Here is a 14,332-nt window from a genome sequence, read left to right as displayed (position 1 = left end):
TGTTTTCGGGGGCACCCCCGAAAGTAATCGGACTAAGCTACAGAGCATCTCGTCACTTTTGGGGGAATTTTTATAAGGGGGTGATGGCCATGGATGATGGCTGGGGTTGGCGTCGGAAAAGCTTGATCTTTGATCCCAATTTAGGAGGAAGCTGCAATGAAAAATCGGGTATTGACAGGAGACCGGGTCACCGGCAAGCTGCATCTGGGCCATTACGCCGGAAGCTTGAAAAACCGGGTGGCGCTTCAGGAGGAGCATGAATGTTTTGTGATGCTGGCGGATGTGCAAGCGTTGACCACCCATTTTGAACGGCCGGAGCTGATCCGCAGCTCGCTCAAGGAGATGGCGCTGGATTATTTGGCCGCAGGAATTGATCCGGGCAAAACCATGATTTTTGTCCAATCCATGGTGCCGGAAATTGCCGAATTGACCATGTTTTTTTCCATGCTGGTGACGGTGAATACATTGCGCCATAATCCGACGGTGAAGGCGGAGTCCAAAGGAGCGGGGCTGGATGAGCTGAACTACGGCTTTCTGGGGTATCCTGTGAGCCAAGCGGCGGATATCGCCTTTTGCAAGGCAGCCCTGATTCCGGTAGGGGAGGATCAGCTGCCCCATCTGGAGCTGGCCCGCAAGGTGGTCCGCCGCTTCAACGAGCTGTACAAACCGGTGCTGGTGGAGCCCCAGGCGTTGATCAGCGATGTGCCTAGGCTGGTGGGTACGGACGGGGAGGCTAAAATGAGCAAAAGTCTGGGCAATGCTATCGAGCTGGATTGCAGCACGGATGAGCTGGCCCTGAAGCTGCGCAGAGCCAAAACCGACCCGGCCCGCATTCACAAGGATGATCCCGGGCATCCCGACATTTGTCCCATCTATGCTTATCACACTGCTTTCCGATCCGAGGGGGCGGCAGAAATCCGGGAATGCTGCGCCGCAGGGACTATCGGCTGCACCGCCTGTAAGGATCAGCTGCGGCAGGCCTTGGAGGAGCTGTTGGCCCCCATGCGGGAGCGCCGGGCCTATTATGCTGCGCGGCCCCGTGACATCGATGACATCCTCCGGGCGGGTACGGAGAATGTCCGCCGCATTGCGGCAGTGACCATGGGCGAGGTCCGGGAAGCCATGGGTCTGGATTATTTTTAGCCATAGCTGAAAATTGTGCAAATAGGAAAACCCTGCACTTGCCGGTGCAGGGTTTTCTCTATCGGCGGAGCTCCTCCAGCCGGTCCAATATGATGCATTTCCTCAGCAACTCTGACTGTTACGCCGCACTACTTGCTCCTCCTCGTATACCGGCTGGACTAAAGCCGCCCCGGTTTCTTGTGGCGAGCATAACTCAGCCTACCTCAACCAAGAACAAGCCGGGACCCGGACATTAAAGCCGTTATTACTTTGACCTTTGTTTTCAAAGTACCTAAATTAATTAATCATAGAGCCTGTTTTTAAATCTTGATGTTATTCCCCCAGGAAAGTGTAAATCTTTTTCATATATTGATTTCGAGATGGCGCCAATCTCACAGTCTACTTTATGAGTTCAATGAAAGGGGTAGAAAAATGGCATCGTTTGTCTATAATGTTCCTGCAGCATCACGCTCTCCAATTCTTGCACCAAAAGGAAGCAGTACTGTTTATCAGGGCGGCGGTTATTTATTTTATTGCGACAATCCTGAAAAAATCCTTTCGAAACATCTGGCTGACGCCGGGAAATATCTTAATCAAAATTCAGTTATTGGTGCTGGTCAAGTGTATTTATGGCATGAAAATGGAACGCCGGGAACAATCACTCATTGTCTTTTGATTTACAACCCTAACAATTACTCTATTACTGTATCTTCAAGCAATTATGGATTAACAAATGGGAAGGGGCTCAGCGACACGCAGGCATGGGCCAATTATTTTGCTGGACACTCCAAATCAATCCAAATAGGTCCCTATGGATGGGCAACTTTATTTTCTCAAAACGTTAATCCTGGCCATAATGTTGGCATTGTTGCCCGTACTAACATTACAAATAGTAGTACTGGTGCTGCCACTTCCGCTGTATTTTACGATTTGGCGTACGTAAGTAACTCCTCTGGAGCTACAGGCTTTTCAGATCCCGATGGTACAGGAAGACCAAGAGGGGTTGGTTCCGCCTTTTATCTCACCCTTGATCTGGATACGATTGCTCCTACAACAACTGATGGGATCGCTTATGGAATGGCTTCCGGTGACAGTTACGATATATTTGGCATGAATGATCTGGTTTGGGTATCTGGCGAGAATTCTGGTTATATACTTGGTAATTACGGTATCCAACACAGTATCACAATGAAAGTGAAAAATAGTTTCAGTCAAGCAAAGAATTTCTATATCTATTTCGGAACGAATGTAACATCGGCGTTCGCCTTTCCCGTGGTTAATATGTCTGGTTATACTAATCAGGCGGTTTGGATTAATGGAGGAAAATACGTGGACTTAATCCAAACGGGAGAGATTAGCCCGGGGGCAACAGTAACTGTATCGTTTTTCATGGTAATTGGAGCGATTTCCAGCACGGCATGGTTTATAGGAGCTCGTCCAGTTTAAACACAAAATTAAAAATGACCTGCGAGGAAAGCATGTACAGCTAACCTGAGCAGGTCATTTTTTTGTCGAAGAGAATTGTGGCTTTGTCTTATGATTTACGAACAGGTAGAAAGATTCGATTTTTATTTTTAATGCGTTTATAATAAATTTAGGGAAACTTGAAACAAAATTACTGTTTGTTGCGTTTGGTTATTATCCATAATCAGAGGGGTGATGGAATTATGAAGAAGTTTGTGACAGGACTGATATGTGGAGCAGCACTGTCTATATCTACCGTTGCTCTTGCTTCTGACAGTATTCAAGCCCATTTGTTTCCCAGCAAAATCATATTTCAAATGAAAGGCAATCAAGCTATTCTGAATACGGAGGAGTCCCCTGTTCTTAATTATAATGACAAAACCTATATTCCTCTGCGTGCTTTTGCAGAGGCTATGGGGGCGAATGTTGATTTTGTCGCAGGATCGGAACTCACGGATCATCTAAACTTGATTAGGATTTCAAGTAACGAATTTAAGCTAATTCAATACGGCCCTGATGATAACCTTACTCCAGCAGACAACACATTTTTTCCTTTGAGCGTAGGTCTTCAACTTCCTGATGAGTATCGGCAATACTCGAATCAATTGAACATTGAAAATACAAATCAATTTGAGTTTTTCATATTAAATAGATCGGATGATAATCTACTTGTAGATCCTGCAACTAAGCTAGCCATAGAAGTGTATACGGTCACTCCAGCAGATGCAGAAAATCAACTTGTTTATCGCTATGTCCTTCCGCAAATTCCTGATCCTATCCCAAGTAGATCAAGCTATGTACTCACTATCCCATGGAATCAAACAGACTCAAATGGGAATAAAATAACACCTGGTCGATATATTGTAAAACTCACAACACCGGATAGCATTGATTATAAAGTTGTAGGTGATACCAGTACGAGATCTGTTCTGGCTGATCAGGGCATGAAATATGGATTGAAAAGATACATCGTAGATTACAAATAAACGTTGATGTGAGGTGTAACCTAAAAACAAGTGTTTAAATTTTGCGCGCCCGCGTGATATTGATGAGTTTCTGCGGGCGGGCACGGAGAATGTCCGCCGCATTGCGGCAGTAACCATGGGCGAGGTCCGGGAAGCCATGGGTCTGGATTATTTCAGCCGCAGCTGAGAATATGCGCAAACAAAGGAAAAACCCTGCACTTGCCGGTGCAGGGTTTTCTCTATCGGCGGATCTCCTCCAACCGGTCCAATATGATGCCTTGCGCGTAAAGTCCAAGCCCCAGTGCAAGACCGCCGATCCACCATAGAACCGCCTCGCCGAAATGGAAGGTATAATGGTTGGTTGCCGAACCGGCAGCCTCCGTGACGGTGTACAGGATCGCCCTCCCCTTGGCAAAGCCTGCGATAATCCCTGTAAGCGCAGAAACAATACCCGCCAACCTCAGTATAATCGCCATATCCGTTTCCTCCTCGCCAAATGAGTCGCTAAAGCCGTCCCTGTTCCTTGTAGCGGGCATAAATTTTTCCTTCCGTGCCGCTGTTCTGCGGCCTGTAGAAACGGGTTTTGGCCAGCTCCGGAGGCAAATACTGATTGGAGGAGCCAGGGTTGTCAATGGGATTCCGGTAGGACTTGCTGCCGTCCCGGATATCCTCGGGAACCTCATATGAGGGCGAATGGGCCACCAGCTCCAGCGCGCCATTGATGGCCTTATAAGCGCTGTTGGATTTGGGGCTTTCGCAGATAAAAATCACCGCCTGAGCCAACGCCATCCTTGCCTCCGGCATGCCCACGAACAGCACGGCGTCCTTGGCCGCCAGGGCCATCTGCAGGGCAACGGGATTGCCCATGCCTACATCCTCTGTGGAATGGACCACTATCCTCCGGGCGATATATTCCGGATCAACTCCGCTGTACAAGAGCCGCGCCAGCCAATACATGGCTGCATCTGTCTGGCCTCCCCGCATGGACTTGCACAAGGCGGAGGTCAGGTTGTACCGGTCACTGGTTGTAATGCCGTTCAAACGGAAGGAATACGCCTCCTGGACATGGCGCAGCTCCAGCGTGTCCGTGCCGTGAAGCGAGTAGGCAGCCGCCTCCAGGGCGTTCAGCGCATTGCGCACGTCCCCATTGGAGATATCGGCCAGATAGTCCAAGGCTTCCTGGGACAAAGTAATACCGGAGCCGCCCAGTCCTTTTTCCTTGTCGGCCATTGCCCGTTTGATCATATCCCGGATGTTTTCCTGGGAAAAAGCGTTCAGCCGGTACACCCGGCAGCGGGACACAAGTGGAGGAATAATGTCGTGATGAATGCTCTCCGTAGTGCAGCCGATGAGGATGATGGTCCCATTTTCCACAACGGGCAAAAGAGCCTCTTGGATGTTGCTTTTCAAGGCATGAATTTCGTCGATCAGCACAATGGTTTTCTTCCCGTAAAAATTAAGCTGATCCCGGGCTTCATCGAAGGTTTTCCGCAGCTCGGCAATGGATAGGGAGACTGCATTAAGCTTGATAAAATTGGATTTGGTCATCTGGCTGATGATTGTAGCCAATGTGGTTTTGCCGGAGGAGGGAGGCCCCTGAAGGATCATGGAGGGAACCTTGTCCGTCTCAATCAGCACCCGCAGGGATTTTCCCTTCCCCACCAGATGCTCCTGCCCCGAATATTCGTCCAAAGACAAAGGGCGCATACGCTCAGCCAGCGGCTTGAAGCTTTCGTCCTTGGTTTGCTCCATCGAAAATAAGTCCATTACCATTCCCCACCTTAAATTATGCTTCCGTTGCAGTTTTTTCCAAAGAGGAGCCTGCAGAGTATACCTATTAACCCGGCTTAGCCTGAGGAAACTATTGAGTCATGGCTGACTGTCTGTTTGCGCGCAGGGCTGTTCGGGATTGGAAGGCACCTTCTTTCATTTTACCATATTTTCCTCTGTTATTCCCGGAGGTGGGCGACTGGTCGGGCAGTACAGTCATCCGGCGGACTTCACCGGCAGGTGCATAAGCGGGGAATTTGGGGTAAAAAATGGGGGAATGCTCCTCTGCTTCCGCGGGTGGGACGCCGCCATGGGGCCATGCCGCTGCAGCACGGATGGTGGAGGGTGGCAGGGTCGACGGAGGCCCGGTTTGTTTCTATGGCAGTCTGCCGGGTACGGCCATACAGCCGCGTTGGTCTACGGACACAGGGTACGCTATTCGGCAAAAAATCGGTGTTTTCTTGGCTACGCGGACTGACGATCCGTTATGAGACGGAAAAACGCCGATTCGAGCGGTAATGGGGGCAAATAACGAATCGAGTGTCCGTGAAATTCGCAAAAGGAGGCATATTTGAAACATAGCGGAACGTGAGTCCGGGTAGCCGTACCCAAGTTTAGAGGTTCCCAGACACATTCGGATTGGCGATAAAAACTTCCGCTAAACGAGGTCGCTCATCCTCGAAATACTCCGATACGAGTTTTTCTCATTATCCGAATAACCGTCTTGTAACTTTCGTCCGCTGTTTGCCGTCCATAAGGTATGGCATGCAGCCAAGGAGAGGAGGCTTCACCATGAAATCCATCGCCGCAGGTTTGCTCCTGCTGACGCTGGCGGCCGGCTGCCAGGGCGGCTCCGCCCCCGCCGCTACTGCCACCAGCCCAGCTCCCGCCGCCACCGCATCCTTGGCGCCGACGGCTGCTACAGCAACTCCGGTGCCTGCGGAAAGACGCACTCCCGGGGCTACAGCTTCGCCGGCTGTGTCCTCTGCCCCGGCCTCCGCCGGGCAGATCCGGCAGCAGGTGGAGGCCGCCGCAGCCAAAGCGGTCACCGCCCTGAAGGAGCGGGACTGGGCTGCTTTGGCCCTTGCCGCCCATCCTGACAACGGGGTGCGGATTTCTCCGTACACCCATGTGGACACCAAGCAGGACGTAGTGCTGACCCGGGAGGCGGTTCGGCAGCTTAAGGACGATAAAACTGTCCGCACCTGGGGAACATACGACGGCTCCGGAGAGCCCATCAAGCTGACTTTTGCGGAGTTCTACGACAAGTTCCTCTACAACCACGATTACGCCGCGCCGGAGAAAACGGGCTATGATGAGCCCATCGGCAAGGGCAATACCGCCAACAACATCAAGGAGGTTTATCCCGCCGGCCATTTTGTGGAGTATTACTTCAGCGGCTTTGATCCGAAGGTGCAGGGAATGGATTGGGCCAGCCTGATCCTTGTTTTCGAGGAAAAGGGAGGCAGTTGGTTTCTGACGGGGCTGGTTCGCAATCAGTGGACCATATAAAACCGATCCCCCAAAAGTGAAGCGAAGCTTCGAAGCGGTTCCGGGTACTTTTGGGGGAGCCCCCGCAGATCAATCCCCCAAAAGTGAAGAGAAGCTCTGAAGTGGAATCCGGTGTTTTTACACAAAAAAAGACCTGCCTCCCCCGGCTGTGGAAGCCTTGGGGAGGCAGGTCTGCTGCCGCATATTGCGGATGCTCACGGACGTATTACATGCGGCCATGGCAACGCGTCACGCGCACCGGCACTACTTCCGGATGATCTTGTCGATGGTGGCGCCGCCCAGACATACCTCGCCGTCGTAGAAGACGACGATCTGCCCCGGGGTTACCGCCCGTTGGGGCTCGGCGAAGTTCACCCGGCAGGTGCCGTCCGCCGGCGAAAAATGAACCGTCACCGCCTGATCGGGCTGGCGGTAGCGGAACTTGGCAGTGCAGGCAACAGTCGCCGGCGGGTTGCCTCCGGGAATCCAGTTCACGCCCGTAGCGGTTAAACCGACGGAATACAGATGGGAATCATCCCCCTGGGCGACAACCAAGGTATTGGTCTCCAGATTCTTGTCCACCACGAACCAGGGCTCCCCGGTGCCGGAGCCGCCGATGCCCAAACCCTGGCGTTGGCCCAGGGTGTAGTACATCAGGCCCTCATGCCTTCCCTTCAGCTCTCCGGCCAGGGTTCGCATCTCCCCAGGCTGAGCGGGCAGATATTGGCTCAGGAATTCCTTGAAGTTGCGCTCGCCGATAAAGCAGACGCCGGTGCTGTCCTTCTTTTTGGCGGTGGCCAGCCCCGCTTCTTCGGCAATCCGCCGCACTTCGGGCTTGGGCAGATGGCCGATGGGGAACATGGCCTTGCTCAGCTGGTACTGGTTCAGGGGGCTCAAGAAGTAGGTCTGGTCCTTGCCGGGATCATTGCCCCGCAGCAGCCGGTAAACGCCGTCCTGCTGATCCACCCGGGCATAGTGGCCGGTAGCGATATAATCCGCTCCCAGGTCCAGCGCCTTTTGCAGAAACTCGCCGAACTTGATCTCCCGGTTGCACATCACATCCGGGTTGGGCGTCCGCCCCCGGCGGTACTCCTCCAGAAAGTATGCGAACACTTTATCGTAATACTGCTTTTCAAAATTAACGGTATAGTAGGGAATGCCGATTTTCTCCGCCACCCGCCGCACATCCTCGGCATCGTCCTCGGCGGTGCAATGGCCGAATTCGTCGGTATCGTCCCAGTTTTTCATGAATACGCCGATTACGTCATACCCCTGCTGCTTCAGGAGAAGGGCGGCCACAGAGGAATCCACGCCTCCCGACATGCCCAGGACAACCCGTGTGTCTTGCGGTGCTTTCATCATGTTTGCGCCAGACCTTTCGTTTGGGAAATATGCAATACCTCTTATTGTACCATTTTTCTAAAAGAGAAGCATTTTTTTCATGAAGTTGTCATACTGGAGTTCCCAAGAACCTCTCCGGTGTGATAACATAATAACAATGTGGACAAAAAAATCGGTTATCAGCAGATTTGAATTCCGGGCTGTCTGGATATGCTGGTAAGAGGCAAGCCGACCACTGGAGCGGAACAAGAACAGTCGATTGAGGTGGCGTTCTCTTGAAAATATCAACAAAGGGCCGTTACGGCCTTACCATTATGATGGAACTTGCAGCCAAGAACGGGGAAGGCCCCACCTCCCTGAAAAGCATTGCCGAGAAGCACCGTCTCTCGGAGCATTATCTGGAGCAATTAATCGCCCCCCTGCGGAATGCGGGGCTGGTGAAGAGCATCCGCGGCGCTTACGGGGGGTATATCCTCTCCAAGAATGCGGAGGAGATTACCGCCGGCCATATTATCCGTGTGCTGGAAGGACCCATCAGCCCGGTGGATTTCACCGAGGAGGATGATCCGGCCAAGCGGGATCTGTGGATTCGCATCCGGGACGCCATTGCGGAGGTGCTGGATTCCACCACATTGGCCAATCTTATCGAGTTTCATGATGAGGGTAAGACAGATAATTACATGTTTTACATTTAGTGCAAAATAGAAGGTGTATCGATTTCCATGAAACCCATCTATCTGGACCATGCGGCGGCAACGCCGCTGTTACCTGAAGTGCTGGATGCGATGCTGCCGCTCCTCCGGGAGCAATACGGCAATCCTTCCAGCCTTCACCGTTTTGGGCGGGATGCCAGGGCAGTATTGTCACGTGCAAGAGAGACCATCGCCGGGCTTCTTCATTGTGCGCCGAAGGAGCTGATTTTTACGGGAGGGGGTACGGAAGCGGATAACGCCGCCATTTTTGGATTGGCTCCGCTGCCTGCCGGTCCCAGGAACCATATTATTACATCTGCGGTGGAGCATCACGCGGTGCTGCATGCCTGCGAAAGGCTGGAGCAAGCCGGCTATGAGGTGACTTATCTCCCGGCAGACGCCTCGGGTCTGGTATCTGTGGAAGACGTGGAGGCGGCCATTACCCCCAGGACCCTGCTGATTTCCGTTATGTACGGGAACAATGAGGTAGGGTCCATTCAGCCTGTTTCGGCAATCGGACTCCTGGCCAGAAGCCGGGGCATTCCCTTCCACGTGGATGCCGTCCAGGCGGCGGGGATGGTGCCTATAGATTTGTCCGCATTGCCGGTGGATCTGATGAGCTTCTCCGCCCACAAGCTGGGCGGTCCCAAAGGCATCGGAGCCTTGTACTGCTCCTCCCGGATTCATCTGTCGCCGCTGATTTACGGAGGGGCGCAGGAGCGAAGAAAGCGTGCGGGCACAGAGGATGTAGCCGCAGCGGCAGGTTTTGCCGAAGCCCTCCGGTTGGCTGTCCAATCCATGGGAGAGAAGCGCCGGCGGATGGAGGAGCTGCGTGAGCATATGCTCCGCGGACTGGAGGCGCAGTTAGGCCTGTCGGGCTTCGTCGTAAACGGACCGTCCCGCCAGTCGGACCGCCTGCCCCATATCCTCCATGTGAGCTTCCCGGGCTGCGCCACCGAAACTCTGCTCATGCGGCTTGATCTGGAGGGAATTGCTGCCGCCAGCGGCTCCGCCTGCACCTCCGGATCTCTGGAATTGTCCCATGTGCTCACTGCCATGGGGTTGCCCCAGGAGGTTGCCGCCTCCGCCGTTCGTTTCAGCTTCGGCCCGGCAACCACTTTTGAAGAAATTGCAACAGCTTGCGAAAAAGTTGGAACCATTGTGAAGCGTTTGCGTAAATAATGGAATGTCTAGCTCCTCCTTATAACTGGGATAATTCTTCTTTATTGCCGCACCCTAATTTCGAGTGGACAAGCAGCCGGAATGGGTGGCAGAAGGAGGAAGCGGATTGAGGAGCATTTGCAATTTGTTGGGATTGCCTGTTATGGATATTGTCACCGGAAAACGGGTAGGCACGGTAAAGGATGCGTTGATCACCGCCGACTGGAAGCTCCGCGGCATCGTTCTGGAGTACAAGTCCTGGTTCAATTCCGCACGGTATGTGGAGTGGGATGCCCTGGTTTCCATCGGGGAGGACGCGGTGATCATCAACAGCACAGCATCCGTCCGTCCCTTCAAGGCCATTCCCGGCACCAGCCTGTTGGGCTGGGGCAAAGGCAAGCTGAAGGGTTTGCCGATGGTTTCCGTGGAAGGAATTCAGATGGGGCGGCTGGAGGATGTTTATTTTTCAGAAAAAATGGAAGACTCTATAGTAGGCCTGGAGCTGTCGGACGGTATATTGACAGACTTGCAGGAGGGAAGGCGAAGGATTCCCGTTCCGCCGGGTGCTGTGCGGGGCGAAGACGTCATTACGGTGCGCGTCTGACAGGCAGCCATTTTATTTTACGAGAACAAGGGTGATGGATTTGACAATGCAATGTCCCAACTGCAATTCCAAGGATATCGGAAAAATCGGCTCCCATCAGTTTTACTGCTGGGGCTGCTTCATCGAATTGACGGTAAACGGCGACAAAATGTCCGTTTATCAGGTGGAAGAGGACGGAACCCTCAGTTCCTTGGACGATCTTTTCTTCGAAGACGAATTCATTGCGGAGCAAATTCAGGCTAACTGACAGCCTGTCCTCCGCTTGCTATAAAAGCCCTTGCCCATGGCGGCCTGGGCTTTTTTGGCGTTTTGCCGCGGCAAGGTTTAATTCCCCTTGAGCGACATATACTGAACTAGAGAGTCTGTCCGGCGAAAGGGACAACCAAGACAAAGGGGGCGGCTGCCATGGAGCCATTCTGGACGACCAAACGGTTTCGAGGTCTGATCTATGCCCTGCTGGGGCTTCTGATCGTGTACATGCTATGGCTGGTCCGGCCCATTCTGGGCGGCATCTACAGCTTTGCCAAGGCGGTGCTGGCGCCTTTTATTATCGCCATGATCATTTCCTATGTGCTGAACCCCGTGGTGGTGCTGCTGAACCGGCGGCGGGTGCCGAGAACGGTGGCGGTGCTTTTGATTTATGTGGCGTTTCTGGGATCGCTGACGGTGATTCTCATGAACGGCATCCCCATGTTTATGAACCAGCTGACTGAGCTGAATGAGCATATGCCGGAGTTCACCATGCGGGCCCAGGGGATGATTGACCAGTTCAACGACAGCGAAATGCTGCCGGACAGCATCCGCAGCGGCATCAATAATTCGCTTTTCCGGCTGGAGCAGGGGGTCTCCGATTGGGTGGCCAATTACCTGAACGGGATCGGCAGCAAGCTGAATGTGGTGTTTGTGGCGCTGATTGTGCCGTTTGTGGCGTTTTATATTCTGAAGGATTTTCAGCTTATCGAAAAAACAGTGCTGGCCGTGGTTCCCCGCAAGCATCGCCGCCACATCACCCGCCTCCTGTTCGAAATTGATGAGGCCCTGGGCAGCTATATCAGGGGACAGTTTCTGGTGTGTGTCATTATTGGGGTCATGGCTTACATCGGATATTGGCTTATCGGCATGGAATATCCCTTGCTCCTGGCCTGTGTGGTGGCGGTGTTCAACATTATTCCATACCTGGGGCCCTATCTGGGAGCCGCGCCCGGGGTGCTGATGGCAGCCTCTATCTCCTGGAAAATGGTGCTTTATGTGCTTTTGGTCAACTGGATCTGCCAGCTCCTGGAGGGCAATGTGATCTCGCCCCAGGTGGTGGGGCGGTCCTTGCATATGCATCCGCTGCTTATTATCTTCGCACTACTGGTGGGCGGTCAGGTGGCGGGGATCGCGGGGCTGATTTTGGCGGTGCCTTTTTTTGCGGTGCTGAAGGTGATCTTCTCTCATGTGTCGCAATATTTCATCCAAAGGCGGACGACATAGGAAACTGACGGCTGGTATCATGAAAAAAGCTGCCCCACACAGGGACAGCTTCTTTTGTTTCAGGCTGATGCATAGCTTACTTGGCCTGGATATACCCTTCCGCCTTGAGCAGCTCGGCGATGAGCACCGCGCCGCCTGCAGCGCCGCGCAGGGTGTTGTGGGACAGGCTGACAAACTTGTAGTCATGCAAGAGATCCTCGCGGAGTCTGCCCACGGAGACGCCCATGCCGTTTTCGATGTTTCGGTCCAGACCGGTTTGCGGGCGGTTCTCCTCTTCAAAGTAGGTAATGAATTGCTTGGGAGCGCTAGGCAGCTGAAGCTCCTGGGGTCTGCCCTTGAAGCTCCGCCACAGGTCGATGATCTCGTCCTTGGGGGGCTTCTTTTCGAAGGAGGCAAATACCGCGGCCAAATGGCCGTCGGATACCGGCACCCGGATGCATTGGGTGGTGATGGCCGGGCTTGCGGCCTTGACGATAGCGCCGTTTACGATGCTGCCCCAAATGCGCAGAGGCTCCTGCTCGCTCTTTTCTTCCTCGCCGCCGATGTACGGAATGACGTTGTCGATCATTTCCGGCCAATCCTTGAAGGTTTTGCCTGCGCCGGAAATGGCCTGGTAGGTTGTTGCCACCACGGTGGTGGGCTTAAAGGCGGCCAATGCGCTCAAGGCCGGCACATAGCTCTGGATGGAGCAGTTGGGCTTCACGGCAATAAAGCCGGTTTTGGTGCCCAGACGCTGGCGCTGATGCTCGATAACGGCAATATGGCCCGGATTGATCTCGGGAATCACCATGGGAACGTCAGGCGTCCAGCGGTGGGCCGAGTTGTTGGAGATGACCGGCGTGCCGGTTTTGGCATAGGCCTCCTCCAGCGCTTTGATTTCTTCCTTCTTCATATCCACAGCACAGAAGATCAGATCCACCTGTGCGGCAAATTCCTCCACTTTGGACGCATCCTCAACCGTGATTTGCTTCACGGCTTCCGGCATGGCTTGCTCCAGCTTCCATCTGCCCTTCACCGCTTCCTCATATACCTTGCCCGCGGAGCTGGCGCTGGCTGCGATAGCGGTTACTTCAAACCAGGGATGATTTTCTAACAGATTGATAAAGCGTTGGCCTACCATGCCGGTGCCCCCGACAATACCTGCCCGTAACTTGCGAGACATTCGACTTTTCCCCTTTCTTCATAACGCGATGGATTAGCGTCATTATAAAGAACTTAGAGCCTCTAGGCAATACCTGATTTTTATCCAGCCGACAGGCTGCCGCCTGGTAACGGTGCCACACAAATCGGTTTGCTCTGATTTTTTTGCGAAAATGCTGTGTACTGCGCATTTTCCTTCGGGGGCTCCCCCAAAAGTACCCGGATTCCGCTTCAGAGCTTCTCGTCACTTTTGGGGGACCGTTTTTAGACTATGCCGCTTGTTTCGGGGAATTGCATGTCCTAACGCCGTTTAACGCAAAAGTAATGAGACGGAATTTGATGGATTGAAACAAGAACGCATGTTTGGTATAATGCGGAGGTAAGCTTTTGGACGGGCACAAGGAGGCATCTTTCCAATGAACGGGGAGCAGGCGGTTATTGCTTTTGGCCAGAAGGATGAAGGCAGGGAATACAAGGAACGGCCCGCGGTATATGCCGTGATTTTGAATGAGCACCATGAAGTGGCGGTGGTTCGGTCCCGTGGCAGGCTGCTGCTGCCGGGATGTTCACCGAGTTTGCAGGGTGGGCCATCCGTTCGTGCGCATAAGCGGAAGCGGCTTGTGGACAAGGTGCCGATGGCCATGTTAAGCTAACAGCATAATCAATCATGTACGGACGCAAAGCATGCGCCGACGGTCTCTCGTTAAGGGGGGCAGTCGGCTTTTTTGCATTTGTACGAGAGCAGAAAGAAGGTGTTAATGTGAAGCAAAACCATTCTCTGTCCCATGACGAGGCANCATTTGTACGAGAGCAGAAAGAAGGTGTTAATGTGAAGCAAAACCATTCTCTGTCCCATGACGAGGCATTGAAAAAGCTCCTGCAGACCTTTTTTGCCGAGTTTTTGGAGCTGTTTTTACCGGAGGTGGCTGAACAATTGGATCACCGGGAAACCCGCTTCCTGCAGCAGGAGCTGCTGGTGGATGTGGTGGGCGGCGAATCCAGGGAGCTGGACCTGCTGCTGGCTACCCGCTTCCGGGAGACGGATGCCTACGTGCTTGTCCATTTTGAGCCGCAATCCTACCGCGAAGCGGACTTTCACGAGCGGA

The 14,332-nt window shown here is 53.2% G+C and carries 14 protein-coding genes and 1 pseudogene; 11 read left to right on the top strand and 4 right to left on the bottom strand.

The window, feature by feature from the left end; genetic code table 11:
• The first annotated feature begins 156 nt into the window (after nucleotides 1-156).
• The 3 genes from trpS (at nucleotide 157) to DQG13_RS26345 (ending at nucleotide 3,572) form a co-directional block, all read left to right on the top strand.
• Complete coding sequence (trpS, locus tag DQG13_RS26360; protein WP_113023169.1) at nucleotides 157-1,143, top strand: tryptophan--tRNA ligase; 987 nt, start codon at nucleotides 157-159, stop codon at nucleotides 1,141-1,143.
• Nucleotides 1,144-1,554: 411 nt separating this feature from the next.
• Complete coding sequence (locus DQG13_RS30585; protein WP_146767209.1) at nucleotides 1,555-2,568, top strand: hypothetical protein; 1,014 nt, start codon at nucleotides 1,555-1,557, stop codon at nucleotides 2,566-2,568.
• Between the two features lie 221 nt (nucleotides 2,569-2,789).
• Nucleotides 2,790-3,572 carry a stalk domain-containing protein gene (locus DQG13_RS26345; protein WP_113023166.1) on the top strand — a complete coding sequence of 261 codons (783 nt, stop codon included), beginning with the start codon at nucleotides 2,790-2,792 and terminating at the stop codon, nucleotides 3,570-3,572.
• A gap of 218 nt (nucleotides 3,573-3,790) precedes the next feature.
• Here the strand turns inward: DQG13_RS26345 and DQG13_RS26340 are convergent, their stop codons facing one another.
• Both DQG13_RS26340 and DQG13_RS26335 read right to left on the bottom strand, forming a co-directional pair.
• Nucleotides 3,791-4,027, bottom strand: a complete 237-nt coding sequence (locus tag DQG13_RS26340; RefSeq protein WP_113023165.1) for a hypothetical protein — start codon at nucleotides 4,025-4,027, stop codon at nucleotides 3,791-3,793.
• Between the two features lie 28 nt (nucleotides 4,028-4,055).
• Nucleotides 4,056-5,318, bottom strand: coding sequence for a replication-associated recombination protein A (locus tag DQG13_RS26335; protein ID WP_113023164.1), 1,263 nt, complete (start codon nucleotides 5,316-5,318; stop codon nucleotides 4,056-4,058).
• A gap of 795 nt (nucleotides 5,319-6,113) precedes the next feature.
• On the opposite strand from DQG13_RS26335, the gene DQG13_RS26330 reads away from it, so the two are divergent.
• Nucleotides 6,114-6,833: a hypothetical protein gene (locus DQG13_RS26330; protein ID WP_113023163.1), complete on the top strand. Its 720-nt coding sequence runs from the start codon at nucleotides 6,114-6,116 to the stop codon at nucleotides 6,831-6,833.
• A gap of 243 nt (nucleotides 6,834-7,076) precedes the next feature.
• Here DQG13_RS26330 and mnmA read toward each other — a convergent pair whose 3' ends face one another.
• Complete coding sequence (gene mnmA / locus DQG13_RS26325; RefSeq protein ID WP_113023162.1) at nucleotides 7,077-8,174, bottom strand: tRNA 2-thiouridine(34) synthase MnmA; 1,098 nt, start codon at nucleotides 8,172-8,174, stop codon at nucleotides 7,077-7,079.
• 254 nt (nucleotides 8,175-8,428) lie between these two features.
• Between mnmA and cymR the strand changes: the two genes are divergently transcribed.
• The 5 genes from cymR to DQG13_RS26300 all read left to right on the top strand — a co-directional run bounded on the left by cymR (nucleotide 8,429) and on the right by DQG13_RS26300 (nucleotide 12,086).
• The gene (gene cymR / locus DQG13_RS26320) at nucleotides 8,429-8,848 is read left to right on the top strand and encodes a cysteine metabolism transcriptional regulator CymR (RefSeq protein ID WP_113023161.1); all 420 of its coding nucleotides are present in this window, start codon (nucleotides 8,429-8,431) and stop codon (nucleotides 8,846-8,848) included.
• A 27-nt stretch (nucleotides 8,849-8,875) separates the two neighbouring features.
• Entirely contained in the window at nucleotides 8,876-10,027 is a 1,152-nt protein-coding gene (locus DQG13_RS26315) for a cysteine desulfurase family protein (RefSeq protein WP_113023160.1), read from the top strand.
• A gap of 106 nt (nucleotides 10,028-10,133) precedes the next feature.
• Complete coding sequence (locus tag DQG13_RS26310) at nucleotides 10,134-10,610, top strand: PRC-barrel domain-containing protein (protein ID WP_113023159.1); 477 nt, start codon at nucleotides 10,134-10,136, stop codon at nucleotides 10,608-10,610.
• A 46-nt stretch (nucleotides 10,611-10,656) separates the two neighbouring features.
• Entirely contained in the window at nucleotides 10,657-10,857 is a 201-nt protein-coding gene (locus tag DQG13_RS26305) for a hypothetical protein (protein ID WP_113023158.1), read from the top strand.
• Between the two features lie 158 nt (nucleotides 10,858-11,015).
• Nucleotides 11,016-12,086 carry an AI-2E family transporter gene (locus tag DQG13_RS26300; RefSeq protein WP_113023157.1) on the top strand — a complete coding sequence of 357 codons (1,071 nt, stop codon included), beginning with the start codon at nucleotides 11,016-11,018 and terminating at the stop codon, nucleotides 12,084-12,086.
• Between the two features lie 76 nt (nucleotides 12,087-12,162).
• Here DQG13_RS26300 and asd read toward each other — a convergent pair whose 3' ends face one another.
• Complete coding sequence (asd, locus tag DQG13_RS26295) at nucleotides 12,163-13,248, bottom strand: aspartate-semialdehyde dehydrogenase (RefSeq protein WP_113023156.1); 1,086 nt, start codon at nucleotides 13,246-13,248, stop codon at nucleotides 12,163-12,165.
• Between the two features lie 394 nt (nucleotides 13,249-13,642).
• Here asd and DQG13_RS26290 point away from each other — a divergent pair, with 394 nt between their 5' ends.
• On the top strand, nucleotides 13,643-13,879 hold the full coding sequence (locus DQG13_RS26290) for an NUDIX hydrolase (protein ID WP_113023155.1): 237 nt from the start codon (nucleotides 13,643-13,645) through the stop codon (nucleotides 13,877-13,879).
• A 176-nt stretch (nucleotides 13,880-14,055) separates the two neighbouring features.
• A pseudogene (locus DQG13_RS26285) lies at nucleotides 14,056-14,332 on the top strand (Rpn family recombination-promoting nuclease/putative transposase); the annotation flags it as partial.

The sequence above is a fragment of the Paenibacillus sp. YN15 genome (assembly GCF_003285005.1).
Classification (GTDB): domain Bacteria; phylum Bacillota; class Bacilli; order Paenibacillales; family NBRC-103111; genus Paenibacillus_AR.
This window is presented reverse-complemented; position numbering and strand designations above follow the sequence as displayed.